The sequence below is a fragment of the Campylobacter sp. CCUG 57310 genome (genome assembly GCF_013201975.1).
Lineage (GTDB): Bacteria > Campylobacterota > Campylobacteria > Campylobacterales > Campylobacteraceae > Campylobacter_A > Campylobacter_A canis.
Genome location: NZ_CP053845.1, coordinates 1,513,169 through 1,529,167, shown reverse-complemented (window position 1 = coordinate 1,529,167; position 15,999 = coordinate 1,513,169). Strand labels below are relative to the sequence as shown.

The 15,999-nt window shown below is 39.4% G+C and carries 14 protein-coding genes and 5 tRNA genes; all 19 read left to right on the top strand.

What is annotated here, in order from left to right:
* The first annotated feature begins 9 nt into the window (after positions 1-9).
* The 19 genes from CORI_RS10730 (at position 10) to rpsG (ending at position 15,993) form a co-directional block, all read left to right on the top strand.
* A complete protein-coding gene (locus CORI_RS10730) occupies positions 10-621 on the top strand; it encodes a response regulator transcription factor (RefSeq protein WP_254064911.1) in 612 nt (203 codons plus the stop codon).
* A gap of 85 nt (positions 622-706) precedes the next feature.
* Positions 707-782 (top strand) — tRNA-Thr (locus CORI_RS07655).
* A gap of 54 nt (positions 783-836) precedes the next feature.
* Positions 837-921, top strand: a tRNA-Tyr gene (locus tag CORI_RS07650).
* A gap of 8 nt (positions 922-929) precedes the next feature.
* A tRNA-Gly gene (locus CORI_RS07645) sits at positions 930-1,006 on the top strand.
* Positions 1,007-1,138: 132 nt separating this feature from the next.
* A tRNA-Thr gene (locus tag CORI_RS07640) sits at positions 1,139-1,213 on the top strand.
* 85 nt (positions 1,214-1,298) lie between these two features.
* The gene (tuf, locus tag CORI_RS07635) at positions 1,299-2,498 is read left to right on the top strand and encodes an elongation factor Tu (RefSeq protein ID WP_173031476.1); all 1,200 of its coding nucleotides are present in this window, start codon (positions 1,299-1,301) and stop codon (positions 2,496-2,498) included.
* Between the two features lie 53 nt (positions 2,499-2,551).
* Positions 2,552-2,725: a 50S ribosomal protein L33 gene (gene rpmG, locus CORI_RS07630; RefSeq protein WP_172201359.1), complete on the top strand. Its 174-nt coding sequence runs from the start codon at positions 2,552-2,554 to the stop codon at positions 2,723-2,725.
* A gap of 11 nt (positions 2,726-2,736) precedes the next feature.
* Positions 2,737-2,812, top strand: a tRNA-Trp gene (locus tag CORI_RS07625).
* Between the two features lie 14 nt (positions 2,813-2,826).
* Complete coding sequence (secE, locus tag CORI_RS07620; protein ID WP_169940622.1) at positions 2,827-3,006, top strand: preprotein translocase subunit SecE; 180 nt, start codon at positions 2,827-2,829, stop codon at positions 3,004-3,006.
* 13 nt (positions 3,007-3,019) lie between these two features.
* Entirely contained in the window at positions 3,020-3,550 is a 531-nt protein-coding gene (gene nusG, locus CORI_RS07615; protein ID WP_169940620.1) for a transcription termination/antitermination protein NusG, read from the top strand.
* Between the two features lie 10 nt (positions 3,551-3,560).
* On the top strand, positions 3,561-3,986 hold the full coding sequence (gene rplK / locus CORI_RS07610) for a 50S ribosomal protein L11 (RefSeq protein WP_173031475.1): 426 nt from the start codon (positions 3,561-3,563) through the stop codon (positions 3,984-3,986).
* A 63-nt stretch (positions 3,987-4,049) separates the two neighbouring features.
* A complete protein-coding gene (gene rplA / locus CORI_RS07605) occupies positions 4,050-4,754 on the top strand; it encodes a 50S ribosomal protein L1 (RefSeq protein ID WP_173031474.1) in 705 nt (234 codons plus the stop codon).
* Positions 4,755-4,858: 104 nt separating this feature from the next.
* Positions 4,859-5,341: a 50S ribosomal protein L10 gene (gene rplJ, locus CORI_RS07600; RefSeq protein WP_173031473.1), complete on the top strand. Its 483-nt coding sequence runs from the start codon at positions 4,859-4,861 to the stop codon at positions 5,339-5,341.
* Between the two features lie 18 nt (positions 5,342-5,359).
* Positions 5,360-5,734 carry a 50S ribosomal protein L7/L12 gene (gene rplL / locus CORI_RS07595; protein ID WP_173031472.1) on the top strand — a complete coding sequence of 125 codons (375 nt, stop codon included), beginning with the start codon at positions 5,360-5,362 and terminating at the stop codon, positions 5,732-5,734.
* A gap of 117 nt (positions 5,735-5,851) precedes the next feature.
* Positions 5,852-9,991: a DNA-directed RNA polymerase subunit beta gene (gene rpoB / locus CORI_RS07590; protein WP_173031471.1), complete on the top strand. Its 4,140-nt coding sequence runs from the start codon at positions 5,852-5,854 to the stop codon at positions 9,989-9,991.
* Positions 9,984-14,492 carry a DNA-directed RNA polymerase subunit beta' gene (gene rpoC / locus CORI_RS07585; protein ID WP_173031470.1) on the top strand — a complete coding sequence of 1,503 codons (4,509 nt, stop codon included), beginning with the start codon at positions 9,984-9,986 and terminating at the stop codon, positions 14,490-14,492. The genes rpoB and rpoC overlap by 8 nt, the downstream gene beginning before the upstream one ends.
* 86 nt (positions 14,493-14,578) lie before the next feature.
* Entirely contained in the window at positions 14,579-14,968 is a 390-nt protein-coding gene (locus CORI_RS07580) for a DoxX family protein (RefSeq protein WP_169940606.1), read from the top strand.
* A 90-nt stretch (positions 14,969-15,058) separates the two neighbouring features.
* On the top strand, positions 15,059-15,448 hold the full coding sequence (gene rpsL / locus CORI_RS07575; protein WP_169940604.1) for a 30S ribosomal protein S12: 390 nt from the start codon (positions 15,059-15,061) through the stop codon (positions 15,446-15,448).
* Positions 15,449-15,522: 74 nt separating this feature from the next.
* Complete coding sequence (gene rpsG / locus CORI_RS07570; RefSeq protein ID WP_173031469.1) at positions 15,523-15,993, top strand: 30S ribosomal protein S7; 471 nt, start codon at positions 15,523-15,525, stop codon at positions 15,991-15,993.
* Positions 15,994-15,999: the final 6 nt, after the last annotated feature.

Below are 15,999 nucleotides of genomic sequence, written 5' to 3'. Positions count from 1 at the left end.
AGAGTTACAGTGAAAGTCGGACTATACGCATCTAGCGACTCTCTTGTAAAAGAGTGGAAAAGCAAGCTGCAAGAGCGTGAAGTGATAGCCTTTGCTTCGGAGTCTGATCTTTTAATAAATATAGACACAAGCGAATATGCCGTGCTTTGTGTGGAATTTTTTGCAGGCGTAAGAGATCTTATCCTTGAAATTTTACAAATTTATCCCGAACTAAAAGTGTTTTTGCTCTCAAAAGAGCCAAATTTTACCGAAGGTAAGGAATTTCTAGCGCATGGAATCAAAGGATACGGTAACGCCCACATGCTAGAAATTCACTTGAATGATGCGATTAAGAGTATCGAAGCGGGAAATGTCTGGCTGTATCCTGAATTTATCCAAAGCATGATAATGATGATGACTAAAGATAGCTCAAACGAAAAATCTTTAGTAGCTCTTGAAAAGCTAACGCCAAAAGAAAAAGAGGTGGCGAATTTTATCTATCAAGGACTTAATAATCAAGAGATAGCCGAGGTGGCAAACATAAGCTTACGAACCGTTAAAGCGCATATCTCTGCGATCTTTGAAAAGACAGGCGTGAAAGATAGGGTAAATTTAGTTGTTCTTATGAGAAAAAGTGGTTAAAATAACTTGATAAAGTGAAATTTGGCTCCAAAATCCTTGACTTTAAAAATTTTTTGAGATATAATTCAGCTTTCACAAATTAAGTGCTGGTGTAGCTCAGTTGGTAGAGCAACTGCCTTGTAAGCAGTAGGTCGGCGGTTCAAATCCGTTCACCAGCTCCATTTTGTAACAGTGTTTGACCAGAAATACCAAATAAAATTATTAATGTTAAATAGGGTGAGATACTCAAGTGGCCAACGAGGGCAGACTGTAAATCTGCTGACTATGTCTTCCGTGGTTCGAATCCACGTCTCACCACCATGCTATACGCGGGAGTAGCTCAGTTGGCTAGAGCATCAGCCTTCCAAGCTGAGGGTCGCGGGTTCGAGTCCCGTTTCCCGCTCCAAGATTTGGGTAAGAATTTGGAGTAAAACTGGGAGCTGTAAAATTTTTATACATTTATACAGTCTGCCAAATTTATTCCATAGAGTTGTTTATGTTTGTTTTATGAAATTCTGTATTGCCAAGCGTTTGTAACGCTCATATGGCTCAGAGGTAGAGCACTTCCTTGGTAAGGAAGAGGTCGCGGGTTCAAGTCCCGCTATGAGCTCCACGGATTTTACTAAAAATATAGATAAAGTATAAAACAAGCATGAATTTTTAATTTTAAAGTAACAAATATCATTACGGAGGAAGATATGGCAAAAGAAAAATTTTCACGTAACAAGCCACACGTAAATATAGGTACTATCGGTCACGTTGACCATGGTAAAACAACTCTAACAGCTGCTATCTCTGCTGTTCTTTCAAGAAAAGGTCTTGCTGAGCTTAAAGATTATGACAATATCGATAATGCTCCAGAAGAAAAAGAGCGCGGTATTACGATTGCAACTTCACACATTGAGTATGAGACAGACAATCGCCACTATGCTCACGTTGACTGCCCGGGTCACGCCGACTACGTTAAAAACATGATTACAGGTGCTGCTCAAATGGACGGCGCTATCCTAGTTGTTTCTGCAGCGGACGGCCCGATGCCACAAACTAGAGAGCACATCCTTCTATCTCGCCAAGTTGGTGTTCCATATATCGTTGTTTTCATGAACAAAGCTGATATGGTTGATGATGCCGAACTTCTTGAGCTAGTAGAGATGGAAATTCGCGAACTTCTTAGTGAGTATGACTTCCCAGGAGACGACACTCCGATCGTAGCTGGTTCTGCTCTTCAAGCTCTAAATGAAGCTAAAGAAGGTAAAGACGGCGAGTGGTCAGCAAAAGTTATGGAGCTTATGGCTGCTGTTGATAGTTATATCCCAACTCCAGTTCGCGCTACAGATAAAGATTTCTTGATGCCAATCGAAGACGTATTCTCAATTTCTGGTCGTGGTACGGTTGTTACAGGTAGAATTGAAAAAGGTCTTGTAAAAGTTGGCGACACAATCGAAATTGTTGGTATTAGAGATACGCAAACAACAACAGTTACTGGTGTTGAGATGTTTAGAAAAGAGATGGAGCAAGGTGAAGCAGGCGACAACGTTGGTGTACTTCTAAGAGGCACTAAAAAAGAGGATGTTGAGCGTGGCATGGTTCTATGTAAGCCAAAATCAATTACTCCACATACAAAATTTGAGGGTGAAGTTTATATCCTTACAAAAGAGGAAGGCGGACGCCACACTCCATTCTTCAACAACTATAGACCACAATTTTATGTAAGAACAACTGATGTTACAGGTTCTATCACACTTCCTGAGGGAGCAGAGATGGTTATGCCTGGCGACAACCTAAAAATTACAGTTGAACTTATAGCACCTGTTGCTCTTGAAGAGGGAACACGTTTTGCGATCCGTGAGGGTGGTAGAACAGTTGGTTCAGGTGTTGTTTCTAAAATATTAGCTTAATTTAATATTTTGATTTTTAGCGGAGATTTTTCTCCGCTTTTTAAAGGAAATTTATGGCAAAAAATAATAGTAGAGTAAAGATTGGTCTTAAATGTTCAGAGTCTGGTGATATTAATTACACTACGACAAAAAACAGTAAGACAACTACTGAAAAGTTGGAAATTAAAAAATATTGTCCAAGATTAAAAAAACACACAGTTCATAAAGAAGTTAAACTAAAGAGCTAATATGCTCACTTAGGGCAATAGCTCCAACGGTAGAGCGCTGGATTCCAAATCCAATGGTTGGGGGTTCGAATCCCTCTTGCCCTGCCATCATAAGGTTGAAAATGGAAAAATTAACGAACTATTTAAAACTCTCTAGTGCAGAAATAAAAAAGGTTATATTCCCTACGAAAGAGCAAGTAAGAAATGCGTTTATAACTGTTTTTGCGGTTGTGGCGGTAGTTTCACTGTTTCTAGCACTTGTTGATGTGGTGATGTCTTATTCTCTTTCAAAATTAATTTAAAAGGTTGTAGGTTATGGCACATAAATGGTATGCGATTCAAACTTACGCCGGCAGCGAGATGAGTGTTAAGAGAGCTATTGAAAATTTAGTAAGAGATCATAATATAGAAGATCAGCTTAAAGAAGTTGTTGTTCCTACTGAAGATGTGATTGAGATTAAAAACGGCAAGAAAAAAATAAACGAAAGAAGCCTTTATCCGGGCTATGCTTTTGCACATCTTGATTTGGACACTGCGCTTTGGCATAAAATTCAATCATTGCCAAAAGTTGGAAGATTTATAGGTGAATCAAAAAAACCAACCCCTTTAAGCGATAAAGATATAAATTTAATATTAGAAAAAGTTCAAAAACGCGGAGCACCTAAACCTAAAATTTCATTTGATAACGGTGAGAGTGTTCGCATTATAGATGGGCCTTTTGCGAATTTTACCGGTATAGTCGAAGAGTATGATATGATACATGGTAAGTTAAGACTTAATGTCTCTATTTTTGGCAGAAGTACACCGGTTGAAATTTTGTATTCACAAGTTGAGAAGATAGTATAAGGAGAAGTTTATGGCTAAGAAAGTTATAGGCGAAATTAAATTACAAATTGCAGCAGCTAAAGCAAACCCAAGCCCACCGGTAGGTCCTGCTCTAGGTCAGCAAGGTGTAAATATTATGGAGTTTTGTAAGGCGTTTAACGAAAGAACAAAAGATATGGCAGGATATAATATCCCTGTAGTTATCACTGTTTATGCGGATAGAAGCTTTACTTTTATCACAAAGCAACCGCCTGCTACAGATTTGATTAAAAAAGCAGCCGGCATATCAAAAGGTGCGGATAATCCGCTAAAAAATAAAGTAGGAAAGCTTACTAAAGCTCAAGTACTTGAAATCGTAGATAGAAAAATCGTTGATTTAAACACTAACAACAAAGAGCAAGCCGCTAAAATTATTGCAGGTTCTGCTCGCTCGATGGGCATAGATATCATTGATTAAAATCCTTAAACCGCCAAGGATTTAAATTTTAAGGCGGAAGCACTTTAAAATGCGGAGAAATTAATGTCAAAAAAAACTACAAAAAGATTTAGCGAACTACTTAAAAAAATAGATGCAAATAAAATTTATGCACTAGATGAAGCAATCGATACTGTTAAAACTCTTGCTTCTGCAAAATTTGATGAAACGGTTGAAATAGCACTTAAACTTAACGTTGATCCAAGACATGCCGATCAGATGGTAAGAGGTTCGGTTGTTCTTCCTGCTGGAACAGGTAAGGCTGTTCGTGTAGCGGTTATCGCAAAAGACGTTAAGGCTGATGAAGCTAAAGCGGCGGGTGCGGATATCGTCGGAAGTGATGATTTGATTGAAGATATCCAAAAAGGCGTAATGAATTTTGATGTCCTCATAGCTACTCCAAATTTAATGGGTCTTGTAGGTAAAGTGGGTCGTATACTTGGACCAAAAGGTCTTATGCCAAACCCTAAAACTGGAACTGTTACAATGGATGTTGCTCAAGCTGTTAATAATGCAAAAAGCGGTCAGGTAAATTTCCGTGTAGATAAACAAGGAAATATCCATGCCGGGCTTGGTAAAGTAAGTTTTTCAAAAGAGCAACTTAACGATAACATTTCAACTTTTATTAAAGCTATAAACAAACATAAGCCGGCAGCTGCAAAAGGAAGATATATTAAAAATGCAGCGTTATCACTAACTATGAGTCCATCTGTATCGCTTGAGACTCAAGAGTTGATGGATTTACGTTAACTAAATTTTAATAAATTTATATCTTAGATTGGAGATAGCCGAGGTCAGTAGACTTAATTGGACGACCCGCTCTGCTTGAAATCACCGGTCGGAAAGGAGAATGAATGACAAGAAGCGAAAAATCTGAAATAATAGCAAAACTTGAAGCTGAATTTAAAGAGAATGAAGCGATTATAGTATGTGATTACCGTGGACTTAGCGTTAAGAAGCTTGAAGTATTAAGAAATGCTGCAAGAGAGCAAAACGTAAAAGTTCAAGTAGTAAAAAACACTCTTGCAAATATCGCACTTAAGAATGCGGATAAAGGCGATATGGCTCTTAAAGATACCAATATATTCATTTGGGGCGACCAGCTTTCGGCTACTAAAGTTGCGGCTAAATTTGAAGAGACTAACAGTGAGTTGTTTAAGATTAAAACAGCACACATTGATGGCGAAGTTGCTAGTGTTGAAAAAGTTAAAGCACTATCTAAAATGCCAAGTCGTGATGAGCTTATTGCAATGTTATTGCAAGTTTGGAATGCGCCTATCCAAAATTTCACAATTGGATTAAATGCGCTTAAAGAGAAAAAAGAACAATCAGCATAAAATTAGGAGAATTTAAAAATGGCAATTACTAAAGAAGATGTACTAGAATTTATCTCTAATCTTTCAGTATTAGAGTTAAGCGAATTAGTAAAAGAATTTGAAGAGAAATTTGGCGTAAGCGCAGCTCCGGTTATGGTAGCAGGCGCAGCAGGCGGCGCAGCAGCGGCAGAAGTTGAAGAAAAAACTGAATTTAACATTGTTTTGCTTGACGGTGGAGATAAGAAAATCAACGTTATTAAGGTTGTTAGAGCTCTTACAGGTCTTGGTCTTAAAGAGGCTAAAGACGCAGTTGAGCAAACACCTTCAGTTCTTAAAGAAGGAGTTAGCAAAGCTGAAGCTGAAGAAGCTAAAAAACAACTTGAAGAAGCAGGCGCTAAAGTCGAGCTTAAATAATATTTATTATTTTGTTATTTTTGGAAGGAAGCTCTCGGGCTTCCTTAATTAAATTTTAGATGCCGCAAATTTGTGGCTCAATACTTTTCTTTCAAACTTATACCACGAGGTAGATGCATGTTAAACAGCTTATACTCAGGAAATCGTCTTAGAGTTGATTTTTCAAATGTCGCTAAAGAGATAGATGTTCCTAACCTACTACAATTACAAAAAAAGAGCTTTGATCACTTTTTAAATTTGAGCGAAAATCAAGGCGAAAGCGGTATCGAAAAAGTTTTTAAATCAATATTTCCTATACATGATCCGCAAAATAGACTTTCGCTTGAATACGTAAGCTCAGAGATCGGTAAACCAAAATATACCATCAGAGAGTGTATGGAAAGAGGTCTTACATACTCTGTAAATTTGAAGATGAAAATTCGCCTCATAGTTCATGAAAAAGATGAGAAAACCGGTGAAAAGATCGGTGTAAAAGATATAAAAGAGCAAGAAATTTTTATACGCGAAATTCCTCTTATGACAGATAGAATTTCATTTATTATAAACGGCGTTGAAAGAGTTGTCGTAAACCAACTGCACAGAAGCCCGGGCGTTATATTTAAAGAAGAGGAAAGCCCGACTGTTGTAAACAAACTAATTTATACGGCTCAGATTATCCCTGATCGTGGCTCTTGGCTATATTTTGAATACGACACAAAAGACGTTTTATACGTTCGTATCAATAAGCGCAGAAAAGTCCCTGTAACTATACTATTTAGAGCGCTTGGATATAAAAAACAAGATATTATAAAGCTATTTTATCCTATCCAAACCTTATCAATTAAGAATAATAAATTTTTAACTCCGTTTAATCCTGAAGATTATGTCGGTAGAATCGAATATGATATAAAAGATGAAGACGGAAATGTGCTTCATGAAGCAGGCAAAAGACTAACTAAGAAAAAAGCAGATAAGATAATAAGCGAAGGCGTAAAGTGGGTCGAGTATCCGACTGAAATTTTGGTTAATAGATTTTTAGCTTCTCCTGTTATCGATAAAGAGAGCGGAGAGGTGCTTTATGATACTCTTGCGCAGCTTGATGAAAATAAACTAGTTAAAATTTTAGCCGAGCAAGACACTATAGAGATAGCAAACGACTTGGCAGCTGGCGTTGATGATGCGATTATAAACTCATTTATTGCAGATAGCGAGACTCTAAAGCTTCTTAAACAAACTGAAAATGTTGAAGATGAAAACGACCTTGCGGCGATTAGAATTTACAAAGTTATGCGACCCGGTGAACCTGTCGTAAAAGACGCCGCAAAGACATTTGTAAACGATCTTTTCTTTAATCCTGAAAGATATGATCTAACACAAGTCGGTCGTATGAAGATGAATCACAAGCTAGGTCTTGACGTTCCTGAATACGTAACAGTTTTAACAAATGAAGATATTATCAAAACGGCAAAATATCTTATAAAAGTTAAAAACGGACAAGGACATATAGACGATAGAGATCATCTCGGAAATAGACGTATCCGCTCTATTGGCGAGCTTTTAGCAAACGAACTTCACCTTGGCTTTGTGAAAATGCAAAAGGCAATCCGTGATAAATTTACAAGTTTAAGCAGTAATATCGAAGAGATAATGCCTTATGACTTAGTAAATCCAAAGATGATCACTACAACTATAACGGAATTTTTTACGGGCGGGCAGTTAAGCCAGTTCATGGATCAGACAAACCCGTTAAGCGAAGTTACGCATAAGCGCCGCTTATCGGCACTCGGTGAGGGCGGACTTGTAAAAGAGCGCGCAGGATTTGAAGTGCGTGACGTTCATCCTACCCACTACGGCAGAATTTGTCCAGTTGAGACTCCGGAAGGTCAAAACATCGGTCTTATAAATACGCTTTCAACTTATGCTAAAGTAAATAACCTTGGCTTTGTTGAAGCGCCGTATAAAAAAGTAGTTGACGGCAAGGTAACCGATGAGATCGTTTATCTAACGGCTACTCAAGAGGAAAATAGCGTTATAGCTCCGGCTTCAACTTTGATAGATGATAACGGATATATAGTTGAAGACCTGATCGAGGCTAGACAAGACGGCGAGATGATACTCGCCAAGCGTGAAGACGTTAAGCTAATCGACCTTTGTTCGGGTATGATAGCGGGTGTTGCTGCTTCGCTTATCCCGTTTTTGGAACATGATGACGCCAACCGTGCTCTCATGGGCTCAAACATGCAACGTCAAGCAGTACCGCTTCTTCGCTCATCTGCTCCTATCGTAGGAACAGGTATGGAAAGAATCGTAGCGCGCGATGCTTGGGAGGCTATCAAGGCAAAACGCTCGGGCGTTGTTGAAAAAGTCGATAATAAAAATATTTTCATTTTGGGTGAAGATCAGGTAGGTCCTTATATAGATCACTACTCTATGGAGAAAAATTTAAGAACCAACCAAAACACAACCTTCTCTCAACATCCGATAGTTAAAAAAGGCGATGTGGTTGAAGCTGGACAAGTTATAGCCGATGGCTCTAGCATGGAGCGTGGCGAGCTTGCCATAGGTAAAAACGCACTTATCGCATTTATGCCTTGGAACGGATACAACTACGAAGATGCGATTGTAATCAGCGAAAAAATGATACGTGAAGATGCTTTTACAAGCGTGCATATCTATGAAAAAGAGATAGAAGCTCGAGAGTTAAAAGACGGTGTAGAGGAGATTACAAAAGATATCCCTAATATAAAAGAAGAAGATCTTATGCACCTTGACGAAAGCGGAATCATCAAGATAGGAACGCACGTAAAACCCGGCATGATACTGGTAGGAAAAGTATCTCCAAAGGGCGAGGTTAAACCAACTCCTGAAGAGAGACTTTTAAGAGCGATATTTGGTGAAAAGGCTGGTCATGTAGTAAATAAATCACTATATGCAACGGCTTCTATGGAAGGCGTTGTGGTAGATGTTAAAATTTTTACCAAAAAAGGTCATGAAAAAGATAGCAGAACTAATAAAACTTACGAAGAGGAAAAAGCGGCTTTAGAAAAAGAGCATCACGATAGACTTCTTATGATGGATAGAGAAGAGATGCTAAAGGTTACCTCTCTTCTTTCTAAAAACACTCTTGCATCGGCTCAAACCATAGGCAAAAAAGAGTATAAAAAAGGCGAAAAGATAGATAAAGCTGAGCTTGAAAATATCAATCGTTTTACCCTAAACAGCATAGTAAAGGGCTTTTCAAAAGACGTTCAGAAGAAGTACGATGAGCTAAAAGTCTATTTCCAAAACGAGAAGAAAAAGCTAAAAGAAGAGCACGATAACAAAATCGAAATTTTAGAAAAAGATGATATATTGCCAAGCGGCGTTGTAAAGCTGGTAAAAGTATATGTGGCGACCAAGCGCAAACTAAAAGTGGGCGATAAGATGGCGGGACGTCACGGTAATAAAGGTATCGTTTCAAACATCGTTCCTGAAGTTGATATGCCATACCTTCCTAGCGGACAACCTGTCGATATTGTGCTAAATCCGCTGGGTGTTCCAAGCCGTATGAATATCGGTCAAATTTTAGAAAGTCACCTAGGCCTTGTCGGATATCGTTTAGGCGAGCAGATAAGTCAAATTTTCGAAGAGAAAAAAGGCGAGTGGGTTAAAGAGCTTCGTGCTAAGATGATAGAGATCGCTTCGGTTTCTAAATTTATGGATGCTAAAAAAACGCTTGCTAAAATAGATGATGAGCAACTTATCGAATACGCAAGAGATTGGGCAAGTGGCGTTAAATTTGCCACTCCTATCTTTGAAGGCGTTAGAGTTGAAGAATTTGCCAAGCTGTTTGAGATGGCAAAAGTCGATATGGACGGTAAAACCGAGCTTTATGACGGACGCACCGGTTCAAGAATAAAAGAGAGAGTAAATGTCGGCTGCATGTATATGCTTAAGCTTCACCACCTTGTCGACGAAAAAGTTCATGCAAGAAGTACCGGACCATATAGCCTTGTTACACAGCAACCTGTCGGCGGTAAGGCGCTATTTGGTGGTCAAAGATTTGGTGAGATGGAAGTTTGGGCGCTTGAAGCTTATGGTGCGGCTCATACTTTAAGAGAGATGCTAACCGTAAAATCAGATGATGTTGAAGGTCGTTTAATGGCGTATAAGGCTCTAACAAGAGGTGAAAACGTCCCTGAAACAGGAATTCCTGAAACATTTTTCGTATTAACAAACGAGCTTAAATCTCTAGCGCTTGATGTTGAAGTATATGACGAGGAAGATAACGATGAGTGAATTAAAACCGATTGAAATAAAAGAAGAGCAACGCCCGCGTGATTTTGAAGCTTTCCAACTTCGCTTAGCAAGTCCTGAGAAGATAAAATCATGGAGTTACGGCGAGGTTAAAAAGCCTGAAACTATAAATTATAGAACTCTAAAGCCTGAGCGTGACGGTCTGTTTTGTGCCAAAATTTTCGGCCCGATTCGTGATTATGAGTGCCTTTGCGGTAAGTATAAAAAAATGCGCTATAAGGGCGTTAAGTGCGAGAAGTGCGGTGTTGAAGTAACCAGCTCGAAAGTTCGTCGCTCACGCATGGGTCATATCGAGCTTGTAACTCCTGTGGCTCACATCTGGTATGTAAATTCACTTCCAAGCCGTATAGGAACGCTTCTTGGTATTAAGATGAAGGACTTAGAGCGCGTGCTTTACTATGAGGCTTATATAGTTGAAGTGGCGGGCGAAGCGTTTTATGATAATGAAAACAGTAAAAAAGTAGAAATTTATGATGTTTTAAACGAAGAGCAGTATCAATCTTTAATTCAGCGATTTGAAGATAGCGGATTTAAGGCTAGAATGGGCGGCGAAGTTATCCGCGATCTGCTTGAAAATTTAGATCTTGTTGAGCTTTTAAATACACTTAAAGATGAAGTAAGCTCTACAAATTCTGAAGCCAAGAAAAAAACTATCGTAAAAAGACTTAAAGTTGTTGAAGCATTTTTAAATTCTGGCAACCGTCCTGAGTGGATGATGATTACGAATTTGCCTGTGCTCCCGCCTGATTTGCGTCCTCTTGTTAGTCTTGACGGAGGCAAATTTGCCGTTTCTGACGTAAATGATCTTTACCGCCGTGTTATCAATAGAAATGCGCGTCTAAAAAGACTTATGGAGCTTGACGCACCTGAAATTATTATCAGAAACGAAAAAAGAATGCTTCAAGAGGCAGTTGATGCTCTATTTGATAACGGAAGAAGAGCAAATGCCGTTAAAGGTGCAAATAAACGCCCGCTCAAGTCGCTTTCTGAAATCATCAAAGGAAAACAAGGTCGCTTTAGACAAAATTTGCTTGGTAAGCGTGTTGACTTCTCGGGTCGTTCCGTTATCGTTGTTGGTCCAAAGCTTAGGATGGATCAGTGCGGCCTTCCAAAGAGAATGGCTCTTGAGCTGTTTAAGCCACACCTTTTAGCACGCCTTGAAGAAAAAGGTTATGCAACGACCGTTAAACAAGCTAAAAAGATGATAGAGGATAAGACGAATGAAGTTTGGGAGTGCTTAGAAGAGGTTGTTAAAGATCATCCCGTCATGCTAAACCGTGCTCCGACACTGCATAAACTTTCTATTCAAGCGTTTCACCCTGTGCTAGTCGAGGGCAAAGCGATACAGCTTCATCCGCTTGTGTGCGCTGCGTTTAACGCGGACTTTGACGGCGACCAGATGGCTGTTCACGTTCCACTTTCACAAGAGGCTATCGCAGAGTGCAAAATTTTGATGCTTAGTTCGATGAATATCTTGCTTCCTGCAAGCGGTAAGGCTATAACCGTTCCAAGTCAGGATATGGTTTTAGGAATTTACTATCTGAGCCTAGAAAAGAGTGATACAAAAGGCGCAAATAAAATTTTTGCAAGTGTTGATGAGGTGATGATAGCCGAGGAAGCGCACTGCCTTGAGGTTCACTCAAAGATCAAGACTATGATTGAGGGCAAGACGCTATTTACGACTGCCGGACGTTTGATTATCCGCTCGATACTACCTGATTTTGTTCCTGAAAATATGTGGAACAGAGTTCTTAAGAAAAAAGATATAGCGAATTTGGTTGATTATGTTTATAAAGTAGGCGGACTTGAGATAACTGCAGGATTTTTAGATAAGCTTAAAAATTTAGGCTTCCGTTATGCTACAAAGGCGGGAATTTCTATATCTATAGCCGATATCATCGTTCCTGAAGGAAAACAAAAACATATAGATAGTGCTAAGAAAAAAGTTCGCGAAATTCAAAACCAATACGGTGCAGGTCTTTTAACCGATTCAGAGAGATATAATAAGATAGTCGATATATGGACCGATACAAATAACGTGGTTGCAGGCGAGATGATGAAGCTCATCCAAAACGATAAGGGCGGATTTAACTCCATTTATATGATGGCGGACTCTGGAGCTAGAGGATCTGCTGCGCAAATTCGCCAGCTTGCCGGTATGCGTGGTCTTATGGCTAAGCCTGACGGCTCAATTATCGAGACGCCTATTACATCAAATTTCCGCGAGGGACTAAACGTACTTGAGTACTTTATCTCAACTCACGGCGCTAGAAAGGGACTTGCCGATACCGCACTTAAAACGGCAAACGCCGGATACTTAACTAGAAAGCTAATCGATGTTGCGCAAAACGTTAAGGTTACAATTGAAGATTGCGGTACGCACGAGGGTGTTGAGATTACCGAGATAACCGAAAACGGCGAGCTTATAGAAAGCCTTGAAGAAAGAGTTCTAGGACGTGTTCTTGCAGATGACGTTATAGATCCGATAACAAATGAAATTTTATTTGCGGAAGGCACTTTAGTAGATGAAGAAAAAGCAAAAGCTATCATTGAAGCCGGTATTAAATCGGTAAGCATTAGAACACCGATCACTTGCAAGGCTGCAAAGGGCGTATGCTCTAAATGTTACGGTATAAATTTGGGTGAAGGCAAGCTGGTAAAACCGGGTGAGGCCGTAGGTATCATCTCGGCTCAATCAATCGGTGAGCCCGGAACACAGCTTACTCTTAGAACTTTCCATATCGGCGGAACGGCATCTACGGAGCAACAAGATCGCCAAGTTGTAGCTCAAAAAGAGGGCTTTATAAGATACTATAATTTAAACGTTTATGAAAATAACGGCAAAGATATAGTTGCAAATCGTAGAAATGCTGCCGTGCTTTTGGTTGAGCCAAAGATAAAAGCGCCGTTTGACGGAAAATTAGAGATCGAGATAGCTCACGAAGATATCAATATAACGATAAAAGGCAAAAAAGAAGAGGTTAAATATACTCTTCGTAGAAACGACGTGGCTAAACCAAACGAGCTAGCAGGCGTTAGCGGTAAGGTAGAGGGTAAAATTTACATACCGTATGCCGACGGAGATAAGGTAAAAGAAAACGAAAGTATAGTTGAGGTTATTAAAGAGGGTTGGAACGTACCTAATCGTATCCCGTTTGCAAGCGAGATAAAGGTAAAAGACGGAGATCCTATAACTAAAAAGATAACCGCAGGTGCAAACGGAGTGCTTAAATTTTATGTCCTTAAGGGCGACTATTTAGAGCGTATAAGAGATATAAAAAAAGGACATTTAGTAACCGAAAAGGGCCTATTTGTAGTTGTAGCCGATGAGGAAGATAGAGAAGCGGTTCGTTACTATATACCTAGAAATTCGGTCATAAAAGTAAACGATAGCGATATAGTAGCGTCTAAAACGATCTTGGCTGAGCCTTCGGATGCAGAGAGACTTATTATTGCAGAGTGGGATCCATATTCGACTCCTACGATAGCCGAAGAAGCAGGAACGGTAACTTATGAGGATATCGAGCCTGGGTATTCTGCTGCCGAGCAGTATGACGAAACAACCGGTCAAAGCCGTTTGGTTATCAACGAATACTTGCCTTCAGGCATCAAGCCTACGATAGTTATCGCGACAAAAGACGGAAAACTTATCAGATATCAGCTTGAGCCAAAGACTGCGATATTTGTAAAAGACGGAGCTAGTGTAGAGCAGGCTGAAATTTTAGCTAAGACTCCAAAAGCGGTAGCAAAATCAAAAGATATCACCGGAGGTCTTCCTCGCGTTAGTGAGCTTTTTGAAGCAAGACGCCCGAAAAATACGGCTATCATTGCAGAGATTGACGGTGTTGTTAGATTTGATAAACCGCTTCGCTCGAAAGAAAGAATTATCATCGAGTCGGAAGACGGCACAACGGCTGAATATCTTATAGATAAAACTCGTCAAATTCAAGTAAGAAGCGGGGAGTTTATCCATGCGGGCGAGAAGCTAACAGATGGTCTCATCTCAAGCCATGACGTGCTTAGAATTTTAGGCGAAAAAGCGCTTCACTACTATCTGATAAGCGAAATTCAGCAAGTTTATCGCTCTCAGGGTGTTGCGATTGCCGATAAGCATATCGAGATCATCGTTTCTCAGATGCTAAGACAGGTTAAGATCATAGACAGCGGAGATACAAATTTCATCGTTGGAGATATGGTTTCACGCGCAAGATTTAAAGAAGAAAATGAAAGAATTATGCGCATGAGTGGAAACCCTGCCATAGCAGAGCCTATCTTGCTTGGTGTTACAAGGGCTGCTATAGGAAGTGATAGCGTCATATCCGCCGCATCTTTCCAAGAGACTACAAAAGTCTTAACAGAAGCCAGTATAGCGGCTAAATTTGACTATCTTGAGGATCTGAAAGAAAACGTTATTTTAGGTCGCATGATACCTGTTGGAACAGGTCTTTATCAAGATAAAAAAATCAAGCTAAAACAAAACTAACATTTTGCTCCGCCTTTAAATTCGGCGGAGCTTTTAATCAAATTCTATTTTTAACAAATAAAATATCAAAATTTAATCGGAGTAACATGAAAAATTTAGATTTAGGAATTCTTGTTGCAAGACTTGGTCTTGGAATTTGTGTTTTGACACACGGATTTAGCAAAATCATGAACGGAATCGGCGGAGTAAAGGCTATTCTTAGTAAAGCAGGCTTGCCTGAATTTATGGCTTATTTTGCGTATGTCGGAGAGGTTTTGGCTCCTTTGATGATAATTTTAGGAATTTTTTCAAGGATAGGAAGCATCTTGCTTATTGGGACATGCCTTACTATTTTGTATTCATTTCACGGTCTTGCAAATCTGTTTGAGCTTACTAATGTCGGTGGATTTAAAGCCGAAATTGTATATCTTTATATGACTCTTGCTTTGTCTATTTTATTTACAGGTAGCGGCAAATACGCATTAAAGGCTGATTAAATTTCAGCAAAAATACAGGATTTACATTAATTTAAGTTGTATTTAAATATAATTAGGTCTTTTTAATAAATTTAGTCGAAAGGAATTACTGTGCCAACCATAAATCAATTGGTCAGAAAAGAGCGCAAGAAAGTGATTGTAAAATCAAAATCGCCTGCGCTAAAAGAGTGTCCTCAAAGAAGAGGCGTTTGCACGAGAGTTTATACTACAACTCCGAAAAAACCAAACTCTGCTTTGAGAAAAGTTGCCAAGGTTAGATTAACTAGCGGCTTTGAAGTTATTAGCTATATCGGCGGTGAGGGTCACAACCTACAAGAACACAGCATTGTGCTGGTTCGCGGAGGAAGGGTTAAAGACTTACCGGGTGTTAAATATCATATCGTTCGCGGTGCTCTTGATACGGCCGGTGTTGCAAAAAGAACGGTTTCGCGTTCTAAATACGGTGCTAAACGTCCTAAAGCAGGCGCAGCAAAGAAATAAAATTAGGTTCGCAGACGCGCTTTTAATTTAGTTGCGTTTGAGTAAAATTTATAAAAATTTGAAGGAATAATCAAATGAGAAGAAGAAAAGCCCCTGCAAGGGAAGTTTTACCTGATCCGATTTACGGAAATAAAGTAATCACTAAATTTATTAACTCACTTATGTATGACGGCAAAAAAAGCGTAGCCACTGAGATTATGTACGGTGCTATCAAAGCTATCGAGAAGAGAAACAGCGAAGTTAAAGGCATAGATGTTTTTAACGATGCTATAGAAAACGTAAAGCCTATCATGGAAGTTAAATCACGTCGTGTGGGTGGTGCTACATATCAAGTTCCTGTTGAGGTTCGTCCTGCACGCCAGCAAGCTCTTGCAATCAGATGGATAATCGGCTATGCAAGAAAAAGAAGCGAAAGAACTATGATAGATAAGCTTGCTAACGAGCTACTTGATGCTGCAAATTCAAAAGGTGCATCTTTTAAGAAGAAAGAAGATACTTATAAAATGGCAGAGGCTAATAAGGCATTTGCTCACTACCGCTGGTAAGAAGGA

Bases quoted from the DNA above. Each gene is read 5' to 3' on its own strand.
- tuf (WP_173031476.1), top strand. From the start codon at position 1,299: ATGGCAAAAGAAAAATTTTCACGTAACAAGCCACACGTAAATATAGGT.
- rpmG (WP_172201359.1), top strand. From the start codon at position 2,552: ATGGCAAAAAATAATAGTAGAGTAAAGATTGGTCTTAAATGTTCAGAG.
- secE (WP_169940622.1), top strand. From the start codon at position 2,827: ATGGAAAAATTAACGAACTATTTAAAACTCTCTAGTGCAGAAATAAAA.
- nusG (WP_169940620.1), top strand. From the start codon at position 3,020: ATGGCACATAAATGGTATGCGATTCAAACTTACGCCGGCAGCGAGATG.
- rplK (WP_173031475.1), top strand. From the start codon at position 3,561: ATGGCTAAGAAAGTTATAGGCGAAATTAAATTACAAATTGCAGCAGCT.
- rplA (WP_173031474.1), top strand. From the start codon at position 4,050: ATGTCAAAAAAAACTACAAAAAGATTTAGCGAACTACTTAAAAAAATA.
- rplJ (WP_173031473.1), top strand. From the start codon at position 4,859: ATGACAAGAAGCGAAAAATCTGAAATAATAGCAAAACTTGAAGCTGAA.
- rplL (WP_173031472.1), top strand. From the start codon at position 5,360: ATGGCAATTACTAAAGAAGATGTACTAGAATTTATCTCTAATCTTTCA.
- rpoB (WP_173031471.1), top strand. From the start codon at position 5,852: ATGTTAAACAGCTTATACTCAGGAAATCGTCTTAGAGTTGATTTTTCA.
- rpoC (WP_173031470.1), top strand. From the start codon at position 9,984: ATGAGTGAATTAAAACCGATTGAAATAAAAGAAGAGCAACGCCCGCGT.
- CORI_RS07580 (WP_169940606.1), top strand. From the start codon at position 14,579: ATGAAAAATTTAGATTTAGGAATTCTTGTTGCAAGACTTGGTCTTGGA.
- rpsG (WP_173031469.1), top strand. From the start codon at position 15,523: ATGAGAAGAAGAAAAGCCCCTGCAAGGGAAGTTTTACCTGATCCGATT.